The organism is Pseudomonas sp. SAS7, from assembly GCF_052112345.1.
Classification (GTDB): Bacteria; Pseudomonadota; Gammaproteobacteria; order Pseudomonadales; family Pseudomonadaceae; genus Aquipseudomonas; species Aquipseudomonas putida_Q.
In genome coordinates this window covers 20493-35878 of the sequence record NZ_JBEGGO010000001.1, presented here as the reverse complement: position 1 = coordinate 35878, position 15386 = coordinate 20493, and the positions used below count along the sequence as shown (strand labels likewise).

Below are 15386 nucleotides of genomic sequence, written 5' to 3'. Positions count from 1 at the left end.
ATGAAAAAGACGTTCGCCCTGTTTCTGCTGATGCTGGCCCTGCCAGCCTTCGCCCACCCTGGCCATGACAGCAACCCGCTGCAGGACGGCCTGCTGCACCCGCTGACCGGCCTTGACCACCTGCTGATGCTGCTAGGCACCGGGGTACTCGCTGCATTGACCGGGCGCAGCCTGACACTGCCCCTGGCAACCCTGGCGGCGATGTTTGGCGGGGCAGTGTGTGGCCACCTGTTTGGTGACGTGCTGGGCATGGAAACCTTGATCGCCCTGTCGCTGCTGGTGGCTGGCGGGGCGGTATTGCTGCCGAGCCGTCAGTTGCTGCTGGCCATGGCCATGCCGGTGTTCGCCCTGTTCCATGGCTGGGCCCATGGCGTAGAAGCGACGCCAAGTGCGTTCTGGCAATTCAGCGCCGGCTTTGTCACGGTCAGCGGCCTGCTGCTGGCGGCGGGCTTTGCGGTCGGTTGCCTGTTGCGCCGTCACAGTGGCCTGCAGAAGGCCTTTGGCGGTGGCTTGCTGGCCGGCGCCGCGCTGGTGCTGGCCGGTTGATGGACAGCGACATGGCATTGCTGCGACTGCTGCAGCTGGCCAGCCCCGGCCTGCCGGTGGGGGGCTTCACCTACTCGCAAGGCCTGGAGTGGGCGGTGGAGGCGGGCTGGGTAAAAGGCGTGGACGGTTTCGCTGCCTGGCAGCGCGAGCAGGTCGACGACACCCTGGCCTGCCTCGACTGGCCGCTGCTGGCGCGCCTGTACCACGCTTGCCAGACCGAAAATGCCGCGACGTTCGCCCACTGGAGCCGCTTCCTGCTGGCCAACCGCGAGACCACCGAGCTGCGCCTTGAAGAGCAACAACGTGGCGCGGCGTTTGCGCGGCTGCTTGACGGCTGGCAATTGGGCCAGGCCTCGGCCTGGCGCGCCAGCCTCGAACTGACTCAGCTGGGCGGTATGGCCTGGTTGGCTGTGCACTGGGCAATCCCGCTGCGCCAGCTGGCCCTTGGCTATGCCTTTGCCTGGCTGGAGGGCGCGGTCATGGCCGGGGTCAAGCTGGTGCCTTTCGGCCAGCAGGCTGCCCAGACCTTATTGCGCGACCTGAGCACCGGCTTGCCCGCGGCCCTCGATCAGGCACTGGCCTTGGGCGACGACCAGCTCGGTGGCGGCCTGCCATTACTGGCCATTGCCTCATCGCGTCACGAAACCCAATACACCCGTTTGTTCCGTTCCTGAGGACTGCCTACATGCAAAGCTATCAACAACCCCTGCGCGTCGGTGTCGGCGGCCCGGTCGGCTCTGGCAAGACTGCACTGCTGGAAGCGCTGTGCAAGGCCATGCGCGACCACTACCAGATCGCCGTGGTTACCAACGATATCTACACCAAGGAAGACCAGCGCATCCTCACCGAGGCCGGCGCCCTGGAGCCCGAGCGCATTGTGGGCGTGGAAACCGGCGGCTGCCCGCATACGGCGATCCGCGAAGACGCCTCGATGAACCTGGCGGCCGTCGAGGCGCTGGCGCGCAAGTTTGGCAACCTGGAGGTGATCTTCGTCGAAAGCGGCGGTGACAACCTCAGCGCCACGTTCAGCCCGGAGCTTGCCGACCTGACCATCTACGTGATCGACGTGGCCGAAGGCGAGAAGATACCGCGCAAGGGCGGCCCAGGCATTACCAAATCGGACTTCCTTGTCATCAACAAGACCGACCTGGCGCCTTATGTAGGGGCTTCGTTGGAAGTGATGGAGCGTGACACTCAGCGCATGCGCCCGCAGCGGCCGTGGACCTTCAGCAACCTGAAGAAGGGTGAGGGGTTGCAGGCGGTGATCGATTTTATCGTCGAGCGCGGGATGCTGGGTGTGCGCTGCTAAAGAGCTGACAGCCATGCGCGGTCTGTGTAGGAGCGGCCTTGCGCCGCGAAAGGGCTGCAGAGCAGCCCCAAGATCGCAAATTCAACACAGATTGCCGGGGCCGCTTTGCGGCCCTTTCGCGGCACAAGGCCGCTCCTACAACGACCGTGCCTTGCCTCGATCATCTGTGGCAGCAATGTGGCTTGTCTGGCTGCCCTTCGTAACGGTCATGGTGCCGCACCCAGTCCATGGTCCCGCTTTCGTTGCGCCCCTGTGGCGCAATGTCGAGGAAGTTGTAGGTATTGACCAGAATGTCCAACCCGCGGGCATAGGTCGAGTAGGTGTGGTACACGCTGCCATCCGCTTCACGGTAGAACGCACTCAAACCGGGCAATTCGATTTCACTGCCCTCATACGGCTCATAGTTGTACTGCCGCTCACCCGCGCTGCCGACACTGACGCCAAAGTCTTCGTTGAACCCGCTGCCGTGTGACGAGTACCAGCGGAACTGCCAGCCCATGCGTCTACGAAACGCCTGGAACTCGGCATACGGAGCCCGCGATACCGCCACCAGCGACACGTCGTGGTGAGCCAGGTGCAGGTTGGCACCGTCAAAATGGTCGGCCAGGAACGAGCAGCCGGGGCAACCTTCGCTCCAGCCCTCGACGAACATGAAATGGTAAAGCAACAACTGGCTGCGCCCCGCAAACAGGTCGGCCAGGCTCAGTTCGCCGTCCGGCCCTTGAAATTGATAGTTGCGCTCGACCTTGACCCAGGGCAGGGCGCGGCGGGCTGCTGCCAGCGCGTCGCGGTGGTGGGTAAAGGCTTTTTCGTGCAGCCACAGTTGCTGGCGGGCCGCCAGCCACTGGCTACGTGAAACCACCGGGTGCCTGCTTTCGCTTGTGCTCATGGTGCTGTCTCCACGATGGGGATTCACACACTAGTCGAGCACGCCCAGGTCGAATCGACAGGCACCGGTGGCCGGGTGATGAGCGGTAAGGCGCTCAGCCCGAATGGGCGATATGCCCCTCGGTCAGTTCATCCGCCGGGTCTTCCTCGCCGGGCAGCGCGGTGATCACGCTGAAGTCACTGACCTCCACCTTGCCGCCGCCGTAGCCCAGCAAGTGGAAGGAGAACGCTTTGCGCTCGGTCGGGTTGTCAAAGCTGAACTCCATTACCAGCGGCTCGTCGGCGGTGACCTTCACTTCAGCAGGCAAGCCCAACGGTACGTCCTGCTCCAGTTGCTTGGCCTTGAGCTGGATGTAGGCCACACGCTTGGGGTCCAGCGAGCGCACCTTGACCCGCACACGGGTATGGGAGCCTCCTGGCATTTCCAGGTACTGGGCGCCGATCAGGTTGTCGGCCCAGTCATCGTGAATGCGCTTGCGCAACTTGATCGGCGAAGGGCCGCCGAACTGGTAGCGCAGGTTGAGCGGGGTTTGCAGCAGTGACTGGTCGAGCACCCCGGCCAGGGCGCCGATCTGCTGGCCTAGCAGGCTGTCGCCCGGGCCCAGGTAGCGGGCCTGATCGGCAATGAAGCCTTCGCTGGCGTACCGTCGGCAGCGTTGCTGGAAGTCACACTCGGTGAACACGCCTTGGCCGTTGTGGTAACGCAGCATGCCGTTGGTGTAGGAAATCATCTCGCGGCCGGTGTCGTAGTCGCGGTACAGCGAGCGGCCGCCAAGCGCCATGGGAATGGGCAGCGCAAAGTAGTCGAGCACGGAGGTGGCCAGGTCGATATGGCCATAGGTGCCGCGTTTGATACGCGGCAACTGCGCCTGCTCCGGCGCCAGGGTGAGGTTGAAGCCCCAGGACGAGGCCAGGCGCACGCCGTCGATACCATGGGACTCGTCGGAGGTCACCACCACCAGCGTGTCCTTGAGTACGCCCTGGCGTTCGAGGTTGTCGAAGAAGGCCCCGAGCGCGTCATCCAGGTAGGCGACCGCTGCCTGTTTTGGCGTGTCATAGCGCTTCAGGTATTCGGCTGGCGCGGAGTACGGCTGGTGGGTACCCACGGTGAGCAGGGTCAGCATCCACGGCTTGTCTTGTTTCTGTAGCTGGCCGACGTAGTCCAGGGCACCTTCGAAGAAGGCGCGGTCATCCTTGCCCCAGGGGAAGTCCAGGTAGTTCTTGTTGCGGAACCACTCCAGCCCATGCACCGAGTCGAAGCCGATATGCGGCATGATGCGGTCCTTGGCCATGAAGCGCAGGCCGGCACCTTGCAGGTAGTGGGTGGTGAAACCGGCCTGGCGCATTTGCGCTGGCAGGCAGGCCTGGTTGCGTTCGTTCTGCGTCAGCAGCTCTACGCCCTTTGGCGTGCCATTGGCCAGCTTGTCGTAATCACCACACAGCATCGCGTACAGGCCGCGGATGGTCTGGTGGGTATGCAGCACATAATCCGGGGTGTTCATGCCGCGCTCGGCCCATTGACTGACCTTGGGCATCAGATCTTCGTCAAAGCGGCTGTGCAGGGCCTGGCGGTTGGGCCGCAGGTAGGCACCGGGGATGCCCTCCACGGTAATGACCAGCAGGTTGCGAGCGCTACCTGGCCCGGCCAGCAGCCGCTGCCCGTTCAGGTCGGACTGGGTCAGGCCACTGCTGGCCAGCGGTGTGAACGTTTGCGTATGGCCCATCCAGCCTTCGACCGTGCGCTCCAGGCTGCCGACCCCGGCCGACATCAGTTGGTGGGTGAGGTTGTATTGGCGCCACTGGTCGGCGTCGGTAGGTGCCAGCTGCTGGCTACCCCAATGGGCACCAAACAGCACTACCGGAATGGCCCAGGCCGTGCGTGGCAGCGGCATGCTGCGCTGGCTGCGGCTGCGCCAGGCGGTGGCCAGCCAGACCAGCAGGCCGGCACCCATGGTCAAGGGCAGCCAGGCATGGGCCAGGCCGCCACCGGTCGAATTCTCCATGAATTGCGGGTCGACCAGGTAGGTCAGGTCTGCGCTGGTGGGTAACCGGCCCACGGCGCTTACCAACTCGGCGGAAGCCACCCACAGGGCCGCCCAGGCCAGCAGCACGGGCAGGGCCAGCCACCATGGCCGACGGTGCAGCAGCAGTATCAGCAGGCTGCCGAGGGCGAGATCGGACAGGTAACCGAGCGGGTTGGACCAGCCCAGCATGGCGCGCGTACCCAGTGGGATCACCAGTACCAGGGTTGCCAACGCGGCAAGCCGGGTACGTGGGTGGTCTGACAGGTTCTTCACAAAAACTTCCCTTTTGCCATTAAATCGTCATGCATCTGTGCTGGATGATAACAGGCCGGGGAAGGGAAAGCGGTTTGCTACAAGGCTGGTAATCAAAAGCCGGGCCCGCGCAAGCGGGCCCGGCCGAGGGCAAGTGTCAGAAGTAGTAGGGGAATTTCAGGCTGAAGGAAAAGTCAGGCGCATCGTCGGTCAGACCGATGGACAGGTTAGGTACGATGGTCAGGTTGTTGGTGGCGGCGAAGGTCAAGCCGACGTTGAAGTTGGCCGCGTTGTAATCACTGTTGGAGATCGATTGCCAGTCGCCGCCATCGGGTTTGATCTTGCTCTTGCGGGCAAACTGGTCAGACACCGAGAATGACATGCTCATCTTCTCGTTCAGGGCAAAGGCGATACCCCCGCCAATTTGCCAGGAGTCGCCAAGCTTCACGTCACCCGGCACCTTGCTGTTGACCTGCGGGCTGATATCGCTGAACGAGTCCTGCATGTTGTAGGTGTACGACAGGCTGCCGAACAGCACGGCTGGGTCGAAGGTCTTGACCAGCGAGATCCCCGGTGTGATGGACCACACGCCGTTGCCGGTCGGCAGGCTGTCCGGCACTGACAGGTTGCTGTTACCGTCAACTTCCCGCAGCTTGATGCCATACGGGTCCTTGCCGGTCGGCGCCTTGACCCGCAGGGTGGCAACAGCGTCAGGCCAGGTCTCGTCCTCGTCGAGGAACTTGTACGCCACGCCAACGTTGATATCGCCGATTTCCGGGTCGCGGGTAACGGTTGCATCGGAGGTACTGGCCCCGGCGCCCCCAGCGCCGCCGGAGGAGTAAGTTGACTCGCGATACACCACGGGTACGTTGATGTCGAACTGCCAGCGCTGCGCCAGGTTATAGCGGGCAGTCATGTCCAAGGTCCAGTTGTCCGCCTTGATCCGATCGAGGTTGATACTGCCGAGGAAAATCGAATCCAGCGCCAGGAAGCCATTCAGCGTCAGCGCACGGGTATCGTAATGGGTGTAGGTAACACCCGTTTCAAAGCTGAACTTGCCTCCGCCAAAGAATCCGCTGGCTTCGTCATAGAGGTTGGAAACGCTTTGCGCCGGCTCCGAATCGGCCGTCAGCGCCTGGCCGTATGAGCTGCCCGAAGCGCCCGGCGTGCCTGACGCGACGGTCTGAGCACCTTTGACCCCTTCGGCAGGGGACTTGACCAGGCGTTTGGGCGGCGCTGCTGCCGGGGCCTCCTCGACCTGGCGCACGCGCTGTTCAAGTACCATCAGCGCCTGTTGCTGGGCCTCGTAACGGCGTTTGAGTTCGATCAGTTCCTGTTTCAGCGCTTCGACCTGTGGGTCGGCGGCTGCGTAGAGTGCTGTGGGTGCCAAGGTTGTCAAACACACAAAAGCTCTGAGCGTAAAAGATCGGTACATGGAGTTGCCGTCCCTTCCAACTACTTTTGATGAGACTGAGCGTAGATCAGTATCCGAAGGTGCGGAGACCTTTGAGCTGGTCAAGGCTGCCGTTGAGCGAAGCCGCTGTCGGCACGTTCTCACGCATGACGACATTCAAGGATGTCATGTTGCTGACCCGGTTGCCGTTGCCGAGCAATGTCGAGTTCTGCATCAGGCCGCCCTGGGCCAGGCGTTGCACGCTGCTGCCCTGGTTGTTGCTGGCATTGATGTTGAGCTGCACACCTACACCGCTGGAAGACACACTGAGCGCGCCGGCGCCGTTTTCCCCGACCAGGGTCTGGCCGGCGGCCAGCACCTGGCCTTGCTGTTGCACGGCAGGGGCCTGGTTGGCCTTGGTGACGTTGATATCGACGTTGTTGTAGGCCGCGTTGTTGTCACCGGCCGCACGTACCACCTGGGTCACACCCTCGGTAGTGGCAAGGCCATTGCCGCCCGTGACCACGCCTGTCCCGGCAGAAGGCGCACCGCCCGGCGCCGTACCTGTGCCTTTTTCATCAATCATCGACACATAGAACTGGGGCTTGATGGTCGACTGCTGAACCTGCAGCGTGGACGTCGCCCCGATCACGTCGCCCTTGGCGTTTTGCCAGGTGCTGCTCATGACGATGCCGAAGCTGACGATGCGTCCCGGCATCACATAGCGGCCACGCAGGTTCGCCAGCTCCTGGTCCTTCAGTTCAATGGGTTTCAACGGCTCGGCGTGGCTTGGCAGGCTGGCAGCCAGGCAGGCCATGGCCAGCCACAATGAAGTCTTCATGAAATGCTCCCTGGAGCATCATGCTCCTTGTCATTAGAACAGTCGTTAGAAGAAGTCGCTTTTGATGAAGCCGAAGTCCAGCAGCTCGTTGTCCTTCACGGGGGTGAAGTTGTCCACGCGGCCCTTGGCGGTCAGCGGCAGGGGCGGGTCGAGCAGGATGTTGTTCTTGTCGTAACCCTGGCCGATCACGGCGAAGATGATGCCGTTCCAGCCTTTGAGGAAGTCTTCGACTTTGTAGCGTCTATGGCCCAGTACCGGGTCACCGACGTACACCCAGCCTTTGTCGACCTTCTGCATGACCACAAAGTGCTTGTAGCCGCGTACATCCATCAGCACCACGACCGGGATGCGCACGTTGTGCAGGGTGTCGGGCGCTACGCGATAACCGCGGGCACGCATGCCTAAGCTTTCGACGTAGCGTTTCATGTCGAGCATCGAGAAGCCCTGCGTGCGCACCAGGTCCTGGTCGGCGTGGGCCAGCATGCCTTCGATAATCTGATGTTCGTCCACATCCAGCCAGTAGGCCTGGCGCAGGATGGTGGCCAGTGCGGCGGCGCCGCAGCTGAAGTCGGTTTTCTGTTGCACCAGGTCGGCAAACTTGCGTTCGCGCACGCTCTGGATGGGTTTGAACACCACGGCGCCGCCCGGCAGGACGGACAGCGGCATTTGTGCAGCTTCGCTCACGCTGGCCAGGCACAGCAAGAACGCCAAGGCGAAAATACGCATGATCGGACGCCTTACGGTGTGTTGAAGAAAGGCCCCCCGAAGGGGGCCTCAAGCGCAGCGTTTAGAACGAGGTGTTGGAGATGGCCAGCGAGTTGCTCTGCTGGTTGCCCACACCGGCTGCCACGTTCACGCCCAGGTTGCCGCTGCCACCGTTTACCGAACCGCTAAGGGTTGCAGTGTTGGTAACAGGATTGGCCCAGCCGGTCGGGGTCAGCACTTGGAAGGACACAGTATTGCTCAAGTCGTAAGCGCTGCTTTCGCTGTAGCTCTTCGAAACGTCGTTCGAGGATTGTTTCGATTTCTCGCCAGACTTCGAGAACTCAGACGCCGAAGCATTCTCGTACGAAGAGTCGTGAGACTTGGTGTACGAAGACTCTTTGGACTTGTCGTACGACGATTCACGCGACTTGTCGTAGTTGGAGTCGAATGCTTTTTCGAACGACGAGTCGTATGCACTTTCGTGCGACTTGTCGACCGATACATCCAGCGATGCACTCAGCGAACCGTCGAAGGTGCTGGAGCGGGTGCGCTCGCGACGACCATCATCGGTGGTGAGCGTACGCGTAGCGTTGGCGGCGGCATCCAGCGAAGCGTTCAGGTTGGCACTGCTCGACGAGCTGTTGCTGCCACTGGCTGAGCCGCTCAGGCCCCAGCTGTTGGAGCCACTTGCACTGGAACTGTTGGAGCCGCTGGCGTTCGAGCTGCTCGAACCGCTGGAGTTCCAGCCGCTCGAACCACTGTTGCTGGCGCTTTGCGAGCCAGCCACGCTGAAGCTCGACGACGAGCTGCGGTCGTCAGTCGAGTTGAACGTGCCATCACGCGAGGCCGAACCACTTGCCGAGGTGGTAATGGTGATCGTGTCGACGCGATAGGTGCGGTCAGCACCGTTGTTCACGGTCAGGCCAGGACCATCCTGGTTGGCAGAGGCGGTGGCAGTGGCATTACCCAATGGTGCATTGGAGTTGGCGATTGCCATGGTGTTTTTCTGTTGGTTGAGGTCGCCACCGGCCACGTTGATGCCGATATTGCCTTCAGCCCCACTGGCCGAGCCGCTCATCACTGCCGACGACTGGGTCGACCAGTTGTCGACTCGGTTGTTCCTGCTGGTTTGCTGAACGTCTGCAGTCGCGTCGGCCATACCGAACACGAAGCTGTTATCCAGGCTCGAATCGGCGCCAGCATTGGCAATGGCAGCGGCGTTGTCCTGCTGGTTGCCGTTACCGGCCGCCACGTTGACACCAACGTTACCGCTGGAACCTTGGCCCGAGTCGCTCATCTCGGCTTCGTTGATGGTGCCTTGGTTGGTGATGGTGTTACGGGTGCTGCTTTGGGTGTCTATAGCATTGGCCGTTGCATACACAGGGATTTTGGTGGGTGGAGGCGTATGCTGACCATTGTTATGGTGGCCGTTATGGTGGTCATTACGCCGATCGTTTTGCCCAGCTTGTACAGCAACAGCCATGACCGCAGCAATTGCGAAAACCAGAGGCTTGATTGCCATCGAGGGTTTCATGGTGATTCTCCGTACTTTATTAGGTTAAGTGTTGTTCTTAACTGATTGGGTCAATCCGCGACCCGGATGCTCAAGGTGTTGGCCATGCGGTTTCCCACCCCGGCACTCTGGTTCAACTGAATCACCCCACGGCTACCGGTGAATGCCTGGTCACTGGTGGTGACCTGGCGATAGCCGGCTGGAATGTCAGTTGCTCCGGAGTTGTTGATCAGCGCCACGTTCTGTTGCATGAGGACGCTGTCGTCGATGCTTTGCGGTTGAGCACTGAGGGTGATGCTCAGGGCGTTGGCTTGCTGGGTGTTGGCCCCGGCGCTCTGGTTGACGCCCAGTGCGCCACTGCCGTTGCTGAAGGCGTTGCCCTGAATGGTCGAGCGGGCATCCATTGCGGGGTCGGCCGGCGTGTTCAGCCGTTGCCGGATCTGCGTGCTGGCGTTTGCTTCAGGCCCCACGGCGATGGCGCGCGCATTGACCTGTTGCTGCTTGTCGCCCGCAGCCTGGTTGACAGAGAGGTTGCCCTGATAGCGGCTGCCAGAGCTGTCGATGTTGGCGTTATTGATCACGGGAACAGGCGAGTCGGCGAGGGCTGGCGCACTGCACAGGGTGGCCAGAATCAGCAGCATGTGCTTCATCTCACTTGCCCCCGCCAGTCAGGATCTGCAACGGAGCGAGCCCGCGCTGAACACTTGAGTTGACCATGTTCGCGATCCCGTTACCCGATCCCCCCGTGCCCCGACCACCCGACAGGTTGGGCAGTTGGTTCTGATTGCCCAGGTTGCCGCCCAGGTTGTTGGTCTGCTGAGTGATCATGTTGCTGATGCCGGCGCCGCTGCTGATGCTGGCGAAGTCGCCATCACTTAGCTCGTTGGTTTGTTTGAGCACGTAGGCAGAAGGGTTGGCGTTGACCGTGGTCGGGCTCGGGTCAGGGATCAGGGGGGGGATCGTCGCGTTGCGCACCTGCACGTCGCGCTTGATGATGATGATCCCGTTGTCCGCCTGGGCCGCCAGGCTCAGTGACCCCAATACACAACCCACCAGTACGAGGTGATAGAGGCGTTTGTCACTTTTCCTCACGACGGCAACTCCTTCTTTGAGCGCTGGCCCTGTTCAGCGATGCGAACAACACAGCAGAAGGTGTGCCGCTTTTGAGAATCGTTTGCAGATCAACGGGTTAAGGTAAAGGGATGAGAATCTGCGGCGTATTCTGTCTCAAGGTTGATACAGGTAGCCGTGGGTATTGCAGGGCAAGCCAGCAGTGGCTTTGACTGGAAGGGTTTTTGCAGGGGTGTATCACTGGCTTGACACTGACCCCGAGACGGGGGGAACCCCCGCATTTTCGGGGGCTTTGCCCCACTGCTGTGTTTCAGTGTCTTAACACTCGGTGGGGCATGCTGGCGCATCGATATCAAGCAGCATAGCAACCGCCTGTAGGGCCAGCAATTGGCGCTGCGGCCAATTGCCCTCAAGTATCTGGTGGGCCTGCTCATGGCGCCTCAGCCAGGCCAGGCTGTCGTCGAAAAACCGTTGGCGGTCGTTGAGGTCGGGCTGGCTGCGCTGGCCATCGGCGACCCAGTCCACGTCTTGTGGGCTGAGCAGCAGGTGCAGGTCGTAACGCCGTGCAAGCAATGCCTGTTCCAGCCAGGGCGGGCAGTCATCGAACAAGGCGCGGCTCCAGAGCATGTTGCTGAGCAGGTGGGTGTCGAGGATGAGCAGCGGTGGGGCCTGCTCGCGGGCCCGGTCCTCCCAGGCCAGTTGGCCCCGGGCGATGGTGGGGATATCGGCGTAGCAGGTATCGCGGCACTCCTGCTCGATGAAGTGGCGCACGTACTCGGCTACCACCACGCCGCCGAAATGCGCCTGAATCACGCCACTGAGCCAGCTCTTGCCGCTGGATTCGGGGCCGCACAGCACCAGTACCTTCATGGCCTGTTCTGCGCTCATGGCTGCACCAACGCCGGGTCACGGCGCCATTCCAGCCAGCCTCGCACGGCAATCAGGGTAAGCACGGCGAAGAAGCCCGCGGTGAAATACAGCTGCTGGTGCAGGTACTGGCCTACATAGACGATGTCTACCACCACCCACAGCGGCCAGCATTGCAGGCGCTTCTGGGCCATCCACAGTTGCGCTACCAGGCTGAAACCGGTGAGGGTGGCGTCCAGCCAGGGCAGGGCGGCATCGGTCCAGTTGGCCATGGCCGCGCCCAGCGCCGCGCTCAGCAGCAGCCCGGCAGCCAGGCCACTGAGCAGTGCCGGGCGTTGCAGGCGGGAAACCTGGCGGGCGTCTTCCTCACGACCGGGGCGCTTCCATTGCCACCAGCCGTACAGTTGCAGAATGGCGTAGGCCAGTTGCAGCAACATGCCCGAATACAGCTTTACCTCGTAGAACAGCCAGCCATAGATCAGCACCATGACCAGGCCGATCGGCCAGCACCAGGCGTTCTGTTTGACGGTCAGCCAGACAGCGGTAACGCCGAGGACGGCGGCGATGAGTTCAAGGCCGGACATCGGCGATCCTTGGAGGCTTAGGGGAAGGGGCGAGATTGTAGCGGGTCATTGGGCCAAGTTGTAGCGCACATTGTGGGTGCGGCCTGGCGTGGCGAAAGGGCCGCAAAGCGGCCCCGGGATTTCGGCATCAAAACATAGATTGCTGGGGCCGCGCTGCGGCCCTTTCGCGGCGCAAGGCCGCCCCTACAAAGGCCGCGTCGATGTCCAAAGGCTAGACCCGAAACTGCCGCAGCAATTGTTCCAGCTCCTCGCTCAACTGCTCCAGCGCCGCCCCGGCATCACTGGATTGGCGTGCCGCGTCGGCCGTTTGCTGGGACAATCCGGCGGTATCCAGTACGTTGCGGTTGATCTCTTCGACCACATGCGCCTGCTGCAAGGTGGCACTGGCAATAGATGCATTCAAGGCCGTGAGGTTGTTCAGCACCTGGTTGATGGCATCCAGGCTGGCGCCGGCCTCGCGGGCTTGCTCGACGGTCTGGCGCGAGGCTTCGCTGCTGGTGTCGATGGCCTTGACCGCCGCGTCCGACTGGCTTTGCAGGTGCTCGATCATGGTATGGATCTCGGCCGTAGACTGCGCTGTGCGCTGGGCCAGCAGGCGCACCTCGTCGGCGACCACGGCAAAGCCGCGGCCTTGTTCGCCGGCCCGTGCCGCCTCGATGGCTGCGTTCAGCGCCAGCAGGTTGGTCTGCTCGGCGATGGAGCGGATTACGTCCAGCACGCCACCGATGCGCGTGCTGTGCCCGGCCAGGTCGCGGATCACCTGCACGGCCTGGTCGATGGTCAGCGATAGCCGATCGATCTGCGCCAGGCTGCCATGGATGGCTTGCTGGCCATGCGCTACCTGCTGCTGCGCGGTGCGCATTTCCCCGGCGGCCTGTTCGGCGGTCTTGGCCACGTCCTGCACGGCGTAAGTGACCTCGTTCACGGCAGTGGCCACCTGGTCCATCTGTAGCGATTGCTGGGCACTGTGCTGTTGTGCGGCCCCCGCATTGTCACCAACGTGCCCGGCGGATTGGGCTAACGCATGGGCGGCGCCCTGTAATTGGCCAACCACCCCTTGGAGCTTGCCGTTGAAGCGGTTGAAGTGCTCACCCAGGTGGGTGATTTCGTCACGGCCATGCGTATCCAGGCGTCGGGTCAGGTCACTCTCGCCGCTGGCGATGTTGCCCATCGCCTGCACGGCCTCCTGCAAAGGGCGGGCGATGCTGCGGGCAATCAGCATGACCATCAGCGCCATCAGCAGGGCAATGCCCACGCCCACCAGCGAGGCATCGCGCAACTGGCGGACGAATTCGGCCTGCACATCATCGACGTACACACCCGACCCGATGATCCAGCCCCACGGCTTGAACAGCTGAATATAGGAAGTCTTGGCCACCGGCTCGCTGGCGCCGGGCTTGGGCCAGCGGTAGTTGACCGGGCCGGCGTCCTGTTGGCGGGCCAGTGCGACCATTTCGTTGAACACGGCAAAGCCGTCGGGGTCGCGAATGGCTGAGAGGTCCTGGCCGTCGAGCTTGGGGTTGGCCGGATGCATGATCATCCTGGGCCCCAGGTCGTTGATCCAGAAGTAGTCGCCGTGGTCGTAGCGCAGCGCTCGCACCACTTGCAGCGCCTGTTGCTGGGCGGCTTCGCGGGTGAGTGCGCCGGCCGCTTCCAGCCCTTGGTAATAGGCCAGTACACCGGCCGCGGTCTGCACCACGTGGCGGGTCTTTTCCGCCTTGGCCTGGTACAGGTCACCATGGATCTGGCGCAGCATCAGCAGGCCCAGAACCACCAGCATGGCCACTGCCACCACCAGGATCAGCCACAGGCGACGGCTGATCGACATCGATCTCAGGGTCTTCATCCACGAGCTCCCGCATTGTTCTTTTTATTGAGGAACATCCAAGCATGCTTTACGGCAGGCCCCCACTCGACTAATGGCTAAGTGCTATCTTTGTAATAGTCTGCAGCAGGTGGTTTCAAGCGAATATAAAGGCGCTCTCCAAGGATTTCGGCCGCGCAAGATGAAACCTTTAGCAGCCGTGAACTTTTCTACTGGCGTTACGCCCAACAGTCGCTGTAAAACAGCCGGGCCGCGTGCGGCAATTTCAAGCAAATCAAGAACAAGGGGCGTGCAACATGCAGCGCTCCATCCGGGGGAATGATGGATTTTTGGACTGCCTTCCAGGCAATCATCTTGGGCGTGGTCGAAGGGCTGACGGAGTTTCTGCCGATCTCCAGTACCGGGCACCAGATTATCGTCGCCGACTTGATAGGGTTTGGTGGCGAACGGGCCATGGCCTTCAACATCATTATCCAGCTGGCGGCGATACTGGCAGTGGTGTGGGAGTTTCGCGGCAAGATTCTCGAAGTGGTATTTGGCCTGACCAGCCAGCCCAAGGCACGGCGTTTCACCGGCAACCTGCTGTTGGCGTTCCTGCCGGCGGTGGTGCTGGGCGTGTTGTTCGCCGATCTGATTCACGAGTACCTGTTTAATCCGATCACCGTGGCGGCGGCACTGGTGGTCGGTGGTGTCATCATGCTCTGGGCCGAGCGTCGCGAGCACAGCGTGCAGGTTGACCACGTTGACGACATGCGCTGGAGCCATGCGCTGAAGATCGGTTTCGTCCAGTGCCTGGCGATGATTCCGGGCACTTCGCGCTCCGGCTCGACCATTATCGGCGGCCTGCTGTTCGGCCTGTCGCGCAAGGCGGCGACCGAGTTTTCGTTCTTCCTGGCGATGCCGACCATGGTCGGTGCGGCGGTATACTCGGGCTACAAGTACCGCGACCTGTTCCAGCCCGCAGACTTGCCGGTGTTTGCCATTGGTTTCGTGACTTCGTTCATTTTCGCCATGATCGCTGTGCGTGCGCTGCTCAAGTTCATTGCCAACCACAGCTACGCGGCATTTGCCTGGTATCGCATCGTTTTCGGCTTGCTGATTCTGGCGACCTGGCAGTTCGGCTGGGTTGACTGGTCCACCGCACATGGCTGAGGCATTGCGCGGGCAACGGGCTGAAGGCGTACGCAATGTGCGCCTGAAACTGCTGCTGTTGGGCCTGCTTTGCCTTTTGCCTGGCCTGGGGGCTGCGCGTATGGCCTGGAACGATGATGCCTGGTGGCCGTTGGCGCTGTACCCGGCGATGAGCCTGATCAGCCTGTTGCTGTATTGGCAGGATAAGCAGCAGGCGCGTAAACAGGCCTGGCGTACACCCGAGAAGGTGCTGCATGCCAGTGAATTACTGGGTGGCTGGCCGGGGGCCTTGCTGGCACAACAGCTGTTTCGGCACAAGACCCGCAAGGTTTCGTACCAATTGGTATTCTGGGGGATTGTGCTGGTGCACCAGGTGTTTTGGGCGGACTGGCTGTTTTTTGAAGGGCGTTATCTGCCCTTCAATTGATGTTTACCTG

General features: G+C 61.9%; 16 protein-coding genes. 5 read left to right on the top strand and 11 right to left on the bottom strand.

The genetic code is table 11. From position 1 onward, the window contains the following. The 3 genes from ABI582_RS00190 to ureG are packed head-to-tail and all read left to right on the top strand — an operon-like array spanning position 1 to position 1855. Positions 1 to 546: a HupE/UreJ family protein gene (locus ABI582_RS00190; RefSeq protein WP_338747210.1), complete on the top strand. Its 546-nt coding sequence runs from the start codon at positions 1 to 3 to the stop codon at positions 544 to 546. Beyond that, positions 546 to 1220 (top strand): urease accessory protein UreF, encoded by a 675-nt coding sequence (locus ABI582_RS00185; RefSeq protein WP_442118011.1) that lies wholly within the window; start codon positions 546 to 548, stop codon positions 1218 to 1220. Before ABI582_RS00190 ends, ABI582_RS00185 begins: the two co-directional genes overlap by 1 nt. A gap of 11 nt (positions 1221 to 1231) precedes the next feature. Next, positions 1232 to 1855, top strand: coding sequence for an urease accessory protein UreG (gene ureG, locus ABI582_RS00180; protein ID WP_049277655.1), 624 nt, complete (start codon positions 1232 to 1234; stop codon positions 1853 to 1855). A 160-nt stretch (positions 1856 to 2015) separates the two neighbouring features. Here the strand turns inward: ureG and ABI582_RS00175 are convergent, their stop codons facing one another. From ABI582_RS00175 to mcpP, 11 genes are all read right to left on the bottom strand, one after another. Further along, positions 2016 to 2744 carry a DUF899 domain-containing protein gene (locus tag ABI582_RS00175; RefSeq protein WP_442118010.1) on the bottom strand — a complete coding sequence of 243 codons (729 nt, stop codon included), beginning with the start codon at positions 2742 to 2744 and terminating at the stop codon, positions 2016 to 2018. Positions 2745 to 2838: 94 nt separating this feature from the next. Next, entirely contained in the window at positions 2839 to 5040 is a 2202-nt protein-coding gene (locus ABI582_RS00170) for an LTA synthase family protein (protein WP_442118009.1), read from the bottom strand. A gap of 136 nt (positions 5041 to 5176) precedes the next feature. Next, complete coding sequence (locus ABI582_RS00165; protein WP_338747214.1) at positions 5177 to 6454, bottom strand: hypothetical protein; 1278 nt, start codon at positions 6452 to 6454, stop codon at positions 5177 to 5179. Between the two features lie 46 nt (positions 6455 to 6500). Then, the gene (locus ABI582_RS00160; RefSeq protein WP_442118008.1) at positions 6501 to 7253 is read right to left on the bottom strand and encodes a hypothetical protein; all 753 of its coding nucleotides are present in this window, start codon (positions 7251 to 7253) and stop codon (positions 6501 to 6503) included. 45 nt (positions 7254 to 7298) lie between these two features. Beyond that, positions 7299 to 7979 carry a C39 family peptidase gene (locus ABI582_RS00155; RefSeq protein WP_234225162.1) on the bottom strand — a complete coding sequence of 227 codons (681 nt, stop codon included), beginning with the start codon at positions 7977 to 7979 and terminating at the stop codon, positions 7299 to 7301. A gap of 61 nt (positions 7980 to 8040) precedes the next feature. Continuing rightward, positions 8041 to 9492, bottom strand: coding sequence for a hypothetical protein (locus ABI582_RS00150; protein WP_049273408.1), 1452 nt, complete (start codon positions 9490 to 9492; stop codon positions 8041 to 8043). Positions 9493 to 9542: 50 nt separating this feature from the next. Next, positions 9543 to 10121 carry an adhesin gene (locus tag ABI582_RS00145; RefSeq protein ID WP_442118007.1) on the bottom strand — a complete coding sequence of 193 codons (579 nt, stop codon included), beginning with the start codon at positions 10119 to 10121 and terminating at the stop codon, positions 9543 to 9545. Position 10122: 1 nt separating this feature from the next. Next, positions 10123 to 10563 (bottom strand): hypothetical protein, encoded by a 441-nt coding sequence (locus ABI582_RS00140; RefSeq protein ID WP_442118006.1) that lies wholly within the window; start codon positions 10561 to 10563, stop codon positions 10123 to 10125. A 297-nt stretch (positions 10564 to 10860) separates the two neighbouring features. After that, positions 10861 to 11430 carry an AAA family ATPase gene (locus tag ABI582_RS00135; RefSeq protein WP_442118005.1) on the bottom strand — a complete coding sequence of 190 codons (570 nt, stop codon included), beginning with the start codon at positions 11428 to 11430 and terminating at the stop codon, positions 10861 to 10863. Next, positions 11427 to 11993, bottom strand: a complete 567-nt coding sequence (gene pnuC, locus ABI582_RS00130; RefSeq protein ID WP_338747218.1) for a nicotinamide riboside transporter PnuC — start codon at positions 11991 to 11993, stop codon at positions 11427 to 11429. The genes ABI582_RS00135 and pnuC overlap by 4 nt, the downstream gene beginning before the upstream one ends. Before the next feature lie 211 nt (positions 11994 to 12204). Further along, positions 12205 to 13839, bottom strand: coding sequence for a methyl-accepting chemotaxis protein McpP (gene mcpP / locus ABI582_RS00125; protein ID WP_338747219.1), 1635 nt, complete (start codon positions 13837 to 13839; stop codon positions 12205 to 12207). A gap of 300 nt (positions 13840 to 14139) precedes the next feature. Here mcpP and ABI582_RS00120 point away from each other — a divergent pair, with 300 nt between their 5' ends. Both ABI582_RS00120 and ABI582_RS00115 read left to right on the top strand, forming a co-directional pair. Continuing rightward, entirely contained in the window at positions 14140 to 14970 is an 831-nt protein-coding gene (locus ABI582_RS00120; protein WP_338747220.1) for an undecaprenyl-diphosphate phosphatase, read from the top strand. Further along, entirely contained in the window at positions 14963 to 15376 is a 414-nt protein-coding gene (locus ABI582_RS00115) for a DUF1294 domain-containing protein (protein WP_442118004.1), read from the top strand. Before ABI582_RS00120 ends, ABI582_RS00115 begins: the two co-directional genes overlap by 8 nt. The last annotated feature ends 10 nt before the right edge of the window (positions 15377 to 15386 follow it).

Bases quoted from the DNA above. Each gene is read 5' to 3' on its own strand.
- ABI582_RS00175 (WP_442118010.1), bottom strand. From the start codon at position 2,744: ATGAGCACAAGCGAAAGCAGGCACCCGGTGGTTTCACGTAGCCAGTGG.
- ABI582_RS00115 (WP_442118004.1), top strand. From the start codon at position 14,963: ATGGCTGAGGCATTGCGCGGGCAACGGGCTGAAGGCGTACGCAATGTG.
- ABI582_RS00150 (WP_049273408.1), bottom strand. From the start codon at position 9,492: ATGAAACCCTCGATGGCAATCAAGCCTCTGGTTTTCGCAATTGCTGCG.
- ABI582_RS00190 (WP_338747210.1), top strand. From the start codon at position 1: ATGAAAAAGACGTTCGCCCTGTTTCTGCTGATGCTGGCCCTGCCAGCC.
- mcpP (WP_338747219.1), bottom strand. From the start codon at position 13,839: ATGAAGACCCTGAGATCGATGTCGATCAGCCGTCGCCTGTGGCTGATC.
- ABI582_RS00145 (WP_442118007.1), bottom strand. From the start codon at position 10,121: ATGAAGCACATGCTGCTGATTCTGGCCACCCTGTGCAGTGCGCCAGCC.
- ABI582_RS00155 (WP_234225162.1), bottom strand. From the start codon at position 7,979: ATGCGTATTTTCGCCTTGGCGTTCTTGCTGTGCCTGGCCAGCGTGAGC.
- ureG (WP_049277655.1), top strand. From the start codon at position 1,232: ATGCAAAGCTATCAACAACCCCTGCGCGTCGGTGTCGGCGGCCCGGTC.
- ABI582_RS00160 (WP_442118008.1), bottom strand. From the start codon at position 7,253: ATGAAGACTTCATTGTGGCTGGCCATGGCCTGCCTGGCTGCCAGCCTG.
- ABI582_RS00120 (WP_338747220.1), top strand. From the start codon at position 14,140: ATGGATTTTTGGACTGCCTTCCAGGCAATCATCTTGGGCGTGGTCGAA.
- pnuC (WP_338747218.1), bottom strand. From the start codon at position 11,993: ATGTCCGGCCTTGAACTCATCGCCGCCGTCCTCGGCGTTACCGCTGTC.
- ABI582_RS00135 (WP_442118005.1), bottom strand. From the start codon at position 11,430: ATGAGCGCAGAACAGGCCATGAAGGTACTGGTGCTGTGCGGCCCCGAA.
- ABI582_RS00185 (WP_442118011.1), top strand. From the start codon at position 546: ATGGACAGCGACATGGCATTGCTGCGACTGCTGCAGCTGGCCAGCCCC.
- ABI582_RS00165 (WP_338747214.1), bottom strand. From the start codon at position 6,454: ATGTACCGATCTTTTACGCTCAGAGCTTTTGTGTGTTTGACAACCTTG.